This is a genomic window from Myxococcus qinghaiensis (assembly GCF_024198215.1).
In the GTDB taxonomy this organism is placed as follows: Bacteria; Myxococcota; Myxococcia; order Myxococcales; family Myxococcaceae; genus Myxococcus; species Myxococcus qinghaiensis.
The window spans coordinates 523,068-534,730 of the sequence record NZ_JAKCFA010000001.1 but is presented as its reverse complement, the minus strand read 5'-3'; the positions used below and the strand labels follow the sequence as shown (position 1 = coordinate 534,730).

The window sequence follows — 11,663 nt, the reverse complement described above, 5'->3', positions numbered from 1 at the left end:
CGGAGGGCCTCATGGCACGTACCTTCCAGGTAGGCGACACCTTCACGCACGTCCGCGAGTGCGACCTGTACAGGCCGATCTACTACGCGGGCGCATCCGGGGACTTCAATCCCATCCACATCGACCCGGAGGTCGGCAAGGTGGCCGGCCTGAACGGCGTCATCCTGCAGGGCCTCTGCACGCTGGCCTGGGCGGTGGAAGCCGTCGGCCTCTTCGTGGGGGACCCGGGCCGCATCCGCAAGGTGAAGGTGCGCTTCTCGCGCCCCGTGCGTCCGGAGGACGTCGTGACCTTCGAAGGCAAAGTCATAGCCCTCGAAGCGGACCGGCTCACCACGGAAGTCACCGCCACCAACCAGCGCGGCGAGGCCGTCCTCAAGGGCGCCATCGTCGAAGCCTCCCTCGGATAGTCGCCATGGCCATCGACAAGCGCTTCATCGGCCGGGAATACGGCCCGTACACGTACACGATTGGCGCGGAGAAGCTGCGCGAGTTCGCCCTGGCCGTGGGAGGCGCGCATCCCGCCGCCGGCACGCCAGGCGAGCCGCCTGAGCACGTCAGTCCCCTCCTCTACGACGACGCCGCCGCGAAGAAGGGCCCGTACGGGGACATCATCGCGTTCCCAAGCTTCGCCGTCGTGTTCGCCATCCGCCCGTTCGGCGCGGCCGTCGCGGACCCGGAGCTGGGCGTGAATCTGTTGATGCTGGTGCACGGCGAGCAGGAGCTGGAGTTCCTGGACGTCATGCGTCCGGGCGACGTGATGACGACCACGGGCCGCATCGAGAACATCTACGGGAAGGCCGGCATGGAGTTCGTCGTCGTCGCCACCGAGTCGCGCAACCAGCGCGGCGACGTCGTGGTGAAGGGCCTCTGGACGGGCGTCATCCGGAGCTAGTCGCCGGACGTGGGGCCGGGCCGGGGAACACTTTCTCTCGGGCCCGTGCACTACGCCTGGGCGCGCAGGAGTCGGTCGATCGCGGCCCGGTCCTCACGAAGCGTCGCTCGCTCCAAGGCCGAGAGCGGCAGGTCATCGAACTCACGAAGCCACGCCCCCGCGCGCGACACGTCGTCCAGGGCCACGGACAGCTCCGCCCGTGCCACGAGCGCCCTCGCCCGCTCCAGCGTCGTCCCCGCGTCGGGCTTCTTCAGCGCGGCGTCGAGGACCTTCGCGGCCATGGCGTCGTCTCCCTTGAAGTCTCTCAACCTCCGCGAGGTCTTCAGCGCCTTGCCCAGGTGCGTGGCGGAGGCATCTTCGTCGTCACCGTAACCACTCGGCTCGTCGCGACGGATGAACATGACGCTGTTGCCGGACGGGTCGACGACGGTGAAGCGCGTCTGCCCTTTCCTCATCCGGGTGATGCGCGGAATGCCTCGCACGGGGACCTTGCCGTAGGTCTCGCGCAGCGCGGCCGAGAAGCCCTCGTGCAGCTTCTCCACCTCTTCCACGATGATGAGACAGCAGCTGTAGCCCTCCTCGGGCTTCAGTTCCTTCAATCCGAAGAAGTGGAGCTGGGCGCCCCCTCTGCGCGTCGCCGCGTATGGGTTTGGCGCACGCTGCCGATACGTCACCTCGAACCCCAGCCGGCCATAGAACTCGAGTGTCGGCTCCAGCTCCACACAGGGAAGCGCCGGAATGCTGGCGTCATGCTTCATGGAATGCCTCCCGCGCGCCCCGGGCCAAGCATGGGCCCCGACTCACACGCGCACGAGAACCAACCTGTCATCATGACAGCATCCTGTCAATTCAACTAAAAGGACACCCGACCTGGAACCTGGAACGGGAGGTCAGGCGGCGGCGATGACGCCTTCGTCGAGGAGCTGCGCGAGGATGCGGGCGGTATCCAGCCGCGTCATCCCGGACAGCGAGAAGAGGTCCTCGAACGTCACGGCGCCATCAATCTGCGCGAGCACGAAGCCCGCGCGGTGGTCCAGGCTGAGCCAGATGATGTCGTCCGGCTGGAGGCGCACGCGGGGCACTCGGCCCAGGTCGCCCAGCTTCGACTCCAGCATGGCCATCAGCATGCGCTCGCTGCGGATGAGCAGCACATCCACGCGCGGGTCTCCCGGTGCCAGCTCCCGCGCCTTGAACAGCAGGTCCACCGCGCCCGAGTGGTCATCCAGCTCCAGCAGGTCGGCCGCACCGCGCAGCAACCGCTCCAGCTCGCTCTCGGTGAGGGGGACGCCGAACTCGTCGGTGTCGCCCTCGGGGACGCCGTACTCCTGCGTGGTGGGCTCGTCGCGCGAGAGCAAATCCAACACGTCGTCCCCGGCCGGAGGTCCATCCCCCTCCGGAATCAACACGCTGGGAGAGCGCTCCTCGTCCTCTTCATCCAGCGGGTGGCCCTCGCCTTCGGCCCACGCCCCCCAGTCGCCATCCAGCGACGGCAGCGGTGTCCCCCGCGAGGACGTGCCCCCGGGTGACGCGTCGAAGGGAGTCCCGCGCCCCGAGGGCGACCCCAGCGCGGCCAGACTCTCGCGCGCCCGGACGTTGTCGGGGTCCAACACGAGCGCCCGCTCGAACAGCTTCTGCGCACCCTGGGCGTCGCCACTCAGGCGCAGCCACAGTCCCGCTTCGACGAGCTGGTTGGCGCGCTGGGTGCTCATCTATCGCCCCGTGCCACTGCGCGCCGACCCCTTGAGCTGGGCCAGACACCCCGTCAGCAATTCACACGCGCGGCCCAGTGCGCCCACGTCCTCGCCCGCGCGAACCTGCCTCGCATGATCCAGCACCTGCTCGGCGCGAGGCACCGCGTCGGCCGGAAGTCCTCCCCCACCGGGCAGCAGCCGCGCTCGCGTCAGCGCATCCATGACGTCGCGCGCGAGCGAGTCCAGCTCCATGCGCTTGACCTTCATCTCCTCGGAGATGCGCGCGGCCATGAGGTAGCCGCGCTGCTCGTCCATGATGCGCTTGAGCTCCTCTTCGGTGAGCCCGCTGGACGCGGTGACGGTGATGGACTGGCGAAGGCCCGTCTCCCTGTCCCGCGCGGAGACGGAGACGATGCCCTCCGCGTTGATGTCGAACGTCACCTCTATCTCCACCTGCCCGCGAGGCGCCTCGCGCAGCCCGGTGAGGACGAACTCGCCCAACAGCTCGTTCTGGTGCGCCAGCTCGTGCTCGCCCTGGAGCACCATGATCTTCACCAGCCGCTGGAAGTCCTTCGACGTCGCGAACACCTCCGTGGCCGACGTGGGCACCGTCGTGTTCTTCGGGATGATGCGCCGCACGTAACCACCGGCGATGGCCACCCCCAGGCTCTGCGGCGTGACGTCCAGGAGCAGCAGCTCGCCCTCCTGCGCCAGCAGCGCGTGCGCCTGCACCGCCGCGCCCAGCGCCACCACCTCGTCCGGATGCACGCCCTTGCACGGCTCGCGACGGAAATAGCCGCGCACCGCCTCGATGATCTTCGGCATGCGCGACATGCCGCCGACGAGGATGACCTCCTTCAGCTCCGAGGCTCGCACGCCCGCCTCGCCCAGCACCTCCGTGGTGATGCCCACCACGCGCTCGGCCAGGTCCGCCGTCAAGTCATCCAGCTTCTCGCGCGACAGCGCGGCCTGGAGGTGCAGCGCCGCGCCACCCCCGGGAGGCGTGCTGATGAACGGCAGGTTGAGCTGCGTCTCCTTCACGCTCGACAGCTCCACCTTCGCCTTCTCCGCCGCGTCCTTGAGCCGCTGCAACGCCATGCGGTCCTTGCGCAGGTCGATGCCGTGCTCCTTCGCGAAGCCGAAGACGAGCCACTCGATGATGCGATTGTCCCAGTCCTCGCCGCCCAGGTACGTGTCGCCGCCGGTGCCCACCACGTCGAAGACGCCCTGGTTGATCTCCAGCACCGACACGTCGAACGTCCCGCCGCCCAAATCCAGCACGGCCACGCGGCCATTCACGGTGCGGCTGAAGCCGTACGCCAGCGCCGCCGCAGTGGGCTCGTTGATGATGCGCAGCACGTCCAGCCCGGCGATGCGCCCCGCGTCCTTGGTGGCCTGCCGCTGGGCGTCGTTGAAGTACGCCGGCACCGTGACGACGGCCTTGCTCACCGGCCTGCCGAAGTGCGCCTCCGCGTCCGCCTTCAGCTCCTGGAGAATCATCGCGCTGATCTCCGGAACCGACAGGTCCTTGCCCCCCATGCGGATGCGCAGGTCATCGTGCTGCCCCGGCACCACCTCGTAGGGCAGGGAGCGCAGCGCGTCCTGCACCTCGTGAGAGGAGAACTTCCGGCCGATGAGCCGCTTGGCCGCGTACACCGTCTCCTGGGGATTGGTGATGGCCTGACGCTTGGCGATGCCGCCCACCAGTCGCTTGCCATTCTTGGCCATGGCGATGACAGACGGCGTGAGCGCCTGGCCCGTGCGGTTCTTGATGACGACGGGCTGCCCGTCCTGGACGGTGGCGACGATGCTGTTCGTCGTCCCCAGGTCGATGCCTATGAGGGGTTCGGGCTCAGCCATGAGAGAGCGTGCTCATCCTAGAACGTCCAGCGCAGCTTCTTGAGCGCCGCCTTGGCCTCGGCGTTGTCCGGGTCCAACCTGGCCGCGTCTTCATAGACGCGCTTGGCCTGCTTCTTCGCTCCCGAGTCGGCGAGCACCCGTCCCAGCAACAAATGGTGCTCGATTCGCCCTCCCTGCACGTCCACGGCGCGCTGCGCCAGGACGCGCACCTCGCCCACATCCTGCCCCTGCTGGAGTCCCAGTCTGGCCGCACGGAAGGCGGCTTCCGCGTTCTGCCCATCCAGGGAATAGGCCAGCCGGTAGGCCGCGAGCGCCCCGACATCGTCGCCGTGCTGCTCCAGTTGCTTCCCCCGCGCCACTTCAGCGGACGCGCGCTGCTCGTCATGACGGCGGCGCGCCTCCACCAGCAGCGGCGGCACCTCGCGGTTCTTCGGGTCCAACGTCTGGACCTGGTGGAAGTCCTGGTAGGCCCGCTCCCAGTCGCCCCGGGCGACGGCCGCCCTGCCGCGTGCCACCAGCTCCGACAGCCGCACGTTGCGCGCCATGTACGGGTGCCGGGCGAGCCTCGCCTGCCGCTCCGCCTTCCGAGCCTCCGACTCCGCGTCCTGCACCGGGGGCGGCGTCGACGGGGCGGGCGCCTGCAGCGGGGACGCGAGCCGCATGGGGCGCGGCGTGGGAGAGAAAGGCATCAGCTCCTGGGTCGGGTCCGCCGTCGGAACGGGCGCGGGGGCGGGCGCGGGAGGCGTGGCCGCCGCGGAAGCCGTCGCGAGCGCCGGGTGCGCCTTGAGGTACGCGTCGCGCTTGTCCTGCTGGGTGAGGACGTTGTGGGCGTCCGTGAGCCTCCGGAAGATGCGCTCCATGCGCGCGCGGAAGCTGCCCAGGTTCTTTCCGAAGTAGCGGTCCGGGTGAAAGCGGCGCGACGCGTTGTAGTACGCCTGCTTCACCTCGGCCGCCGGAGCGCCGGGACGCAAGCCCAGGACGGCGAAGTGGTCCATCCCGTCCAGTGCCCGCTCCAGGTCGATGATCTCCTTCTTCCGCTCCGGCTCCAGGTCCACGTCCTCGGCCAGCGCGGCGTCCACCGCGGGTGCGGGCTGGTTTCGCTGCACCACGCGCGCGGGAACGATGGCGCCCTTGGCCCGCAGCGCGAGCAGCACGGCGATGGTGCGCGCTTCACCCAGGGTGGAGCGTGACAGCACCTGGTCGATGCGCTCCACCCGGCCGACGAGCGACAGGACGGACGACTCCTCCGACGAGAGCTGGAGGCGAGCAAAGTCCACGTTGGGCACCGTGGCGACGTGGTCCGTCCGGGCCCCCAGGCCGACAATCGTATTTGGCGCGCTCACAGGACGGTCCACGGATGGGTTGCCGAAAGACCGAGCCTAGGTTTGGGGACGCGGGGCGTCAAACACCCAGTGCCCCCCCACCCAGGCTCCGGCCAGGGGAAATCCAGGCTCAGAGGGCGATCAGCACCCGCTCGATGATGGCGAGGCTCTCATCCATCTCCTCCCGGGAGATGGTGAACGGCGGGGCGAAGCGGACCGTCCGCTCACCCGCCGCGTTGCCCAGCACCCCCGCCTCGCGCAGCTTGCCGAGCACCTGGGGCGCCTCCCGGTCCATCTCCAGGCCCACCAGCAGGCCCTGGCCTCGGACCTCCACCACGCGTCCTTTCGGCAGCCGACCCTGGATTTCCCGCAGGCGCTCCAGGAAGTACGCGCCCTTGGACGTCACCTCGTCCAGGAAGCCCGGCTGGCGGATGACCTTCAGCGCGGCGTTGGCGGCGGCGGCGGCCACCAGGTTGCCACCGAACGTGGAGCCGTGACTGCCCGGGGAGAGGCTCGCGCCCACGTCCTCGCGGCACAGCATGGCGCCAATGGGCAGGCCGTTGCCCAGCGCCTTCGCCATGCTGATGGCGTCCGGCTGGATGCCATCACGCATGAAGCCGAAGGGGATGCCGGTGCGCCCCATGCCCGTCTGGATTTCGTCGACGAGCAGCAGCAGGCCCTTCTCGTCGCACAGGGCGCGCAGCCCCTTGAGGAAGCCCGCGGGGGCCAGGCGCACCCCACCCTCGCCCTGGATGGGCTCGACGAGGATGGCGGCGGTGGCGGGGCCGATGGCGCGACGCACGGCGTCCAGCTCACCGTAGGGGACGTGCTGGAAGCCGGCCGGCAGCGGCTCGAAGCCCGCATGGTACTTCGGCTGCCCTGTCGCGGTGACGGTGGCCAGGGTGCGGCCGTGGAAGCTGCGCTCGAAGGTGATGACCTCGTAGCGCTCCGGGGTGCCCCGGTCCTTCATCACCTTGCGGGCCAGCTTCAGCAGCGCCTCGTTGGCCTCCGCGCCGGAGTTGCAGAAGAAGGCGCGCTGGAACCCGCTCCACTCACACAGCTGGGCCGCCAGGTCGATCTGCGGCTGCGAGTAGAACGCGTTCGACACGTGCCACAGCGAGTCCAGCTGCGCGTGCGCCGCCGCCACCAGCTCCGGATGACAGTGCCCCAGCGCGCACGTCGCCACCCCGCCGATGAGGTCCAGGTACTCACGACCGTCCGCGTCCCACACGCGCGTACCCCGCCCTTTGACCAGGACGATGGGCTGCTGCTTGTAGTTCTGCAGCAGGTGGCTCTTGGCCTTGGAGATGAGGGTGTCGTTGGAGGTCGAGTCGGCGGCGGAGGGCACGGGCTGCGGCAAGGGTGTCTACCTTCCTTGGTGGTGACGGAGCGGCTGCGAACGCGCCATATACCGCGCTAGAGGATGTAGCGCGACAGGTCCTCGTCCTGGACGATGGAACTCAAGCGCTCACGCACATAATTGCCGTCCACCTGGAAGTCCCGAGGCCCCAGCTCACTGGCGGAGAAGGACACCTCGTCGAGCAGTCGCTCCAGCACGGTGTGCAGGCGGCGAGCGCCGATGTTCTGCGTGCGCTCGTTCGCCTGCTGGGCGATGCGCGCCAGCTCCGTCACCGCGTCGTCGGTGAAGGACAGGCGCACGCCCTCTGTCTGCAGCAGCGCGGTGTACTGGCGCAGGAGGGAGTTCTTCGGCTCGCGCAGGATGCGGATGAGGTCGTCGCCGGACAGCGGCTCCAGCTCCACGCGGATGGGGAAGCGCCCCTGCAGCTCCGGAATCAAGTCGCTGGGCTTGGAGACGTGGAAGGCGCCCGCGGCGATGAAGAGCATGTGGTCCGTCTTCACCATGCCGTACTTGGTGTTGACGGTGGAGCCCTCGACGATGGGGAGGATGTCGCGCTGCACGCCCTCTCGTGACACGTCCGGGCCGCCGCTGCCCTTGGCGCCCTCGCGGCTGGCGATCTTGTCGATTTCGTCGATGAAGACGATGCCGCTCGACTCGGCGCGGACGACGGCCTCGCGCTGCACGCGGTCCGGGTCCACCAGCTTCTGGGCCTCCTCCTGACGCAGCAGGGCCAGCGCCTCCGGCACGCGCACGCGACGTCGGCGCGTCTTGCTCATGCCCGGCATGTTCTTGAAGAGGTCCTGGAGGTTGACGCCAATCTCCTCCATGCCCTGGCCGGAGAAGCCGCGCATGAACGTCTGCCCGCTGTCGCTCGTCTCCACGTCCACGTACTGGTCATCCAACGTGCCCGTGCGGAGCTGGGCGCGGAGCTTCTCCCGCTCGGACTCACCCAGGCGCTGCGGCGGGGGCGGAGGCGGCGGCGGGGGCGAGAAACCGAAGGGCGGCGGCGGGGGCGGCGGCGGACGGGAGCCACTGTGGAGCAGCTCCATCAGCCGGTCCTCGGCCACCTCCTCGGCGCGGGGGCGGACCTTCTCCGTCTCCTCCTCGCGCACCAGGGAGATGGCGTTCTCGACGAGGTCGCGAATCATCGACTCCACGTCGCGGCCCACGTAGCCGACCTCGGTGAACTTGGAGGCCTCCACCTTCACGAAGGGCGCCTGCGCGAGCTTCGCCAGCCGGCGGGCAATCTCCGTCTTCCCCACGCCGGTGGGGCCAATCATGATGATGTTCTTCGGGTGGATTTCGTCGCGCAGGTCGTCGTTGACCTGCTGACGGCGCCACCGGTTGCGCAGGGCGATGGCCACCGCGCGCTTGGCGGCGTTCTGCCCGACGATGTAACGGTCCAGCTCGCTCACCACCTCGCGAGGCGTGAAGGCGGACGGCTTGCGCGATTCGGCCACGGGGTGGCTCCTAGAGCTCTTCGAGGGAGATGTTGGAGTTGGTGTAGATGTCGATTTCGCCGGCGATGGAGAGCGACTCCCGCGCCACGTCTCGCGCGGGCATCTGCGTGTGCGCCATGAGGGCGCGCGCGGCGGCGAGCGCGTACGGGCCTCCGCTGCCCACCGCGGCGATGCCGTAGTCGGGCTCAATCACGTCACCGGCACCGGAGAGGATGAACGTCTTGTCCTTGTCCGCGACGACGAGCAGGGCCTCCAGCCGGCGCAGGAACCTGTCTGTGCGCCAGTCCTTGCCCAGCTCCACGCAGGCGCGCGCCATGTTCTTCTGGTGCTCCTTGAGCTTGCCCTCGAAGCGCTCGAAGAGGGTGAAGGCATCGGCGGTGCTGCCCGCGAAGCCGGCGAGCACCTGGCCCTCGCCCAGCTTGCGCACCTTCTTCGCCGTGTTCTTCATCACCGTCTTGTCGAGGGAGACCTGCCCGTCGCTGGCGATGGCGACCTTCCCGTCACGCCGCACACAGAGGATGGTGGTTCCGTGGAACATGGAGCGGGTTTAACAAGCCGCGCCCCGCGTTTCCAAGGAACTCCGCCCACCTGTCCGGTTCAGTGCGTCCGGGTAGGACCCCCAGGGAAACCGGCCCCTCCCACACGGCCGCTCCGGCCAGGGGTCAGCGGACTCCCAGTTGTGACATGAAATGCAACAACAGCCCTCTCAGCACCGCGTCCAGCCTCCTGGCCAGCCAAGACATGGAGGATTATCCAGACGTTAGCGTGAACATCCGGTGGCTCGTCCCCTATGACCCGGATGTCTCTATTCACACCGCGTTTAGCCAGATTTGACTGATTCCCTGGATCACTCTATTTATTTTGAGACCCTTCATGCTGCAGGCATGGAGTCCGTCTTCCATGCCAGTGGCCTGAGCGGTTTTTCACAACCCCATCTCAACAAAGGCAAGGCCCCATGAAGAAGCTGAACGCCGCTACTGCCATTGCGACGCTGGCCCTCGCTACGGGAATCGGTGGCATGGCTCCGGAGGCGAGCGCCTCCACGACGCTCACCCTGAGCGCCGCCACGATGCAGGCCTCCGACGCGTCGCTCGACCTGGACCTCGAGGGCTTCACGACGCTGGCGTACCTCTCCACCCAGCAGCAACAGCAGCAGCAGCAGCAACAGCAGCAGCAGCAGACCCCGCAGACGCCGCAGACCCCGCAGACCCCCAACACGTCGAAGGACCTCGCCGGCGTCCAGTTCGCGCCGAGCGACGACGGCTTCGCGGTCTGATTCCCATTCGCGAGAGGCCTTCGGGAGCTTCCCAGGGCCTCTCGCGGTGTGACGCCTGGGCTCCTCATCGTGCTCCAACTCCTCTCTTCGTTGACCGCCGACAGCGCGGCGCCTCCCATCGTCGACAACCAGGTCGAGCTGGCCGTCCAGAAGCTGAAGAGTCAATTCGAGGGCCTGCTGTGGCTGGCGCGGCGCTTCTCCACGCCGGAGGTCACGGTCCAGGCGACGTGTGACGCCTTCGAGGCGCTGTCACCCCGGGAGCGGTATGCCTTCTTCCTGTCGCCCGCCGTGTTCTCGGAGCTGTTCCGGGAGGGCACCTCCGGAGAGGCCCCTCGCCTGCGCGGCCTGCTGGCCCTGCTGAAACCAGACGACACGTCCGGCCAGGAGGCGTGGGATCCCCTCTTCTCCCAGGCGCGCAACTACCAGGGCGAGCCGGGGAAGCACTACGAGGCCCCCCGGCTGGGTGACTCCATCGTCGTGGACCTGGTGAGCCCCTTCTGCCGGCGCACGGATCTGACCAGCCCGGTGTTCTTCGGGGACTACCAGCCCCTCACGGAGGAGCAGCGCTCCGTCGTGCTGGACAAGCTGCGCGCGGCGCTGGCGGAGATTGACGCCACCGCCCCCACGCTCGCCCGCATCATCCGCAACTACACGCGCGTGCTCGTCGTGAGGCAGCGCGAGGGCATGCTCCCCGCCTCCGAGCAGGTCTCCGACGAGGTGGGCGCCATCCGGCTGCTCAACGTCCACACGCCCCACTACACCCACGAGCAGTTGATGGACGACCTCATCCACGAATCCGTCCACAACTTCCTCTCCACCTACGAGTTCCTCGAGCACCCGTTCCTCCTCGCCGGAGGCTCCACGGACCCCGACGCCCGGCCCGTCTCCCCCTGGTCGATGCGGCCCATCCGTGTGCTGCCCTTCCTGCACGCCGCGTTCGTGTACTTCGCCATCCTCCACTACGCCCTGCGACGGCTGGAGAAGGGCACGCTCACCGACGAGGCGCGCGCCCAGGCCCTGCGTCAGCGCAACCGCTACGCCTCCGGCTTCCTCATGCCGGGCGCGCTGAGCGCCTACGTCAAGCCGTACGCGGACATCGACCCGCGCGTCCTCCACGCCATGGACCAGATGCAGGCCCTGGTGCGCCGCCGGTTCTCGCGCACCGTCGCCCCTCGCAGTGAAGTCCGTCCCCTCACGCAATCCGTCACCCACAAGGAAGGAATCCCGTGACCAGTCACCTCCTGATTCTGGGCTTGCTCGTGGCCTCCGGCGCTTCGAGCCACTCCGCGAAGTCGGACCCCTCGCATGAAAGGAACGCCCAGGTGAGCACCGTCGACATCACCGCGAATGCCACCACGGACCGGGTCGTCATCCAGGCCAACGGCGCCAAGCTCACCGTCGAGCAGAAGACGGTCAACGGCGCCAGCGTGACGTCCGTCACCGAGGCCTCGCCCGCGGGCTTCTGGCCCTTCCAGCGCAACGACATCATCATCCGCATCAACACCAAGCAGATCTCCCGTCCCTCGGACATCCTCTTCGTCTGGCGCACGGGCGCGCCTTCCACCTTCGAGTTCGAGGTCATCCGCAACGGCGCGCGGATCGTCTACAGCGGCACCGCGGCGGACTTCCCCGCCCTGGGCCTGCCGCCCACCCCCGAGCCGCCCGCCCCGCCCCCCACGCCGTAAGCCCCGGCGCCAGGCTTCAAGCCCCCATCCTTCCCGGCGGCCCGCCGTCAGGCCGCCCTCGCCGTCCCATCCAGGCCCCCGCGCACCGATTCCTTGCGTGGCCGGGGGCCCGTCGTC

12 protein-coding genes are annotated in these 11,663 nt (G+C 68.7%); 5 read left to right on the top strand and 7 right to left on the bottom strand.

Annotation, left to right across the window (positions count from 1 at the left end):
* The first annotated feature begins 11 nt into the window (after nt 1-11).
* The gene (locus tag LZ199_RS02170) at nt 12-407 is read left to right on the top strand and encodes a MaoC family dehydratase (protein ID WP_253991955.1); all 396 of its coding nucleotides are present in this window, start codon (nt 12-14) and stop codon (nt 405-407) included.
* Between the two features lie 5 nt (nt 408-412).
* On the top strand, nt 413-892 hold the full coding sequence (locus LZ199_RS02165) for an FAS1-like dehydratase domain-containing protein (protein ID WP_253991954.1): 480 nt from the start codon (nt 413-415) through the stop codon (nt 890-892).
* A gap of 50 nt (nt 893-942) precedes the next feature.
* On the opposite strand, the gene LZ199_RS02160 is transcribed toward LZ199_RS02165, so the two are convergent.
* The 7 genes from LZ199_RS02160 to hslV all read right to left on the bottom strand — a co-directional run bounded on the left by LZ199_RS02160 (nt 943) and on the right by hslV (nt 9,123).
* On the bottom strand, nt 943-1,650 hold the full coding sequence (locus LZ199_RS02160) for a VOC family protein (RefSeq protein WP_253991953.1): 708 nt from the start codon (nt 1,648-1,650) through the stop codon (nt 943-945).
* A gap of 132 nt (nt 1,651-1,782) precedes the next feature.
* The gene (locus tag LZ199_RS02155; RefSeq protein ID WP_253991952.1) at nt 1,783-2,601 is read right to left on the bottom strand and encodes a tetratricopeptide repeat protein; all 819 of its coding nucleotides are present in this window, start codon (nt 2,599-2,601) and stop codon (nt 1,783-1,785) included.
* Nucleotides 2,602-4,443, bottom strand: a complete 1,842-nt coding sequence (gene dnaK / locus LZ199_RS02150; protein ID WP_253991951.1) for a molecular chaperone DnaK — start codon at nt 4,441-4,443, stop codon at nt 2,602-2,604.
* Nucleotides 4,444-4,460: 17 nt separating this feature from the next.
* Nucleotides 4,461-5,786, bottom strand: coding sequence for a J domain-containing protein (locus tag LZ199_RS02145; RefSeq protein WP_253991950.1), 1,326 nt, complete (start codon nt 5,784-5,786; stop codon nt 4,461-4,463).
* Between the two features lie 109 nt (nt 5,787-5,895).
* Entirely contained in the window at nt 5,896-7,125 is a 1,230-nt protein-coding gene (locus LZ199_RS02140; protein WP_253991949.1) for an aspartate aminotransferase family protein, read from the bottom strand.
* A 56-nt stretch (nt 7,126-7,181) separates the two neighbouring features.
* Nucleotides 7,182-8,585, bottom strand: a complete 1,404-nt coding sequence (hslU, locus tag LZ199_RS02135; RefSeq protein ID WP_253991948.1) for an ATP-dependent protease ATPase subunit HslU — start codon at nt 8,583-8,585, stop codon at nt 7,182-7,184.
* A gap of 10 nt (nt 8,586-8,595) precedes the next feature.
* Nucleotides 8,596-9,123, bottom strand: coding sequence for an ATP-dependent protease subunit HslV (gene hslV, locus LZ199_RS02130; protein WP_253991947.1), 528 nt, complete (start codon nt 9,121-9,123; stop codon nt 8,596-8,598).
* Nucleotides 9,124-9,540: 417 nt separating this feature from the next.
* Here hslV and LZ199_RS02125 point away from each other — a divergent pair, with 417 nt between their 5' ends.
* The 3 genes from LZ199_RS02125 to LZ199_RS02115 all read left to right on the top strand — a co-directional run bounded on the left by LZ199_RS02125 (nt 9,541) and on the right by LZ199_RS02115 (nt 11,546).
* The gene (locus LZ199_RS02125) at nt 9,541-9,861 is read left to right on the top strand and encodes a hypothetical protein (RefSeq protein ID WP_253991946.1); all 321 of its coding nucleotides are present in this window, start codon (nt 9,541-9,543) and stop codon (nt 9,859-9,861) included.
* A 69-nt stretch (nt 9,862-9,930) separates the two neighbouring features.
* Complete coding sequence (locus LZ199_RS02120) at nt 9,931-11,091, top strand: hypothetical protein (protein ID WP_253991945.1); 1,161 nt, start codon at nt 9,931-9,933, stop codon at nt 11,089-11,091.
* On the top strand, nt 11,088-11,546 hold the full coding sequence (locus LZ199_RS02115) for a hypothetical protein (RefSeq protein ID WP_253991944.1): 459 nt from the start codon (nt 11,088-11,090) through the stop codon (nt 11,544-11,546). The genes LZ199_RS02120 and LZ199_RS02115 overlap by 4 nt, the downstream gene beginning before the upstream one ends.
* The last annotated feature ends 117 nt before the right edge of the window (nt 11,547-11,663 follow it).

Bases quoted from the DNA above. Each gene is read 5' to 3' on its own strand.
- LZ199_RS02155 (WP_253991952.1), bottom strand. From the start codon at position 2,601: ATGAGCACCCAGCGCGCCAACCAGCTCGTCGAAGCGGGACTGTGGCTG.
- hslV (WP_253991947.1), bottom strand. From the start codon at position 9,123: ATGTTCCACGGAACCACCATCCTCTGTGTGCGGCGTGACGGGAAGGTC.
- LZ199_RS02165 (WP_253991954.1), top strand. From the start codon at position 413: ATGGCCATCGACAAGCGCTTCATCGGCCGGGAATACGGCCCGTACACG.
- LZ199_RS02125 (WP_253991946.1), top strand. From the start codon at position 9,541: ATGAAGAAGCTGAACGCCGCTACTGCCATTGCGACGCTGGCCCTCGCT.
- dnaK (WP_253991951.1), bottom strand. From the start codon at position 4,443: ATGGCTGAGCCCGAACCCCTCATAGGCATCGACCTGGGGACGACGAAC.
- LZ199_RS02160 (WP_253991953.1), bottom strand. From the start codon at position 1,650: ATGAAGCATGACGCCAGCATTCCGGCGCTTCCCTGTGTGGAGCTGGAG.
- LZ199_RS02170 (WP_253991955.1), top strand. From the start codon at position 12: ATGGCACGTACCTTCCAGGTAGGCGACACCTTCACGCACGTCCGCGAG.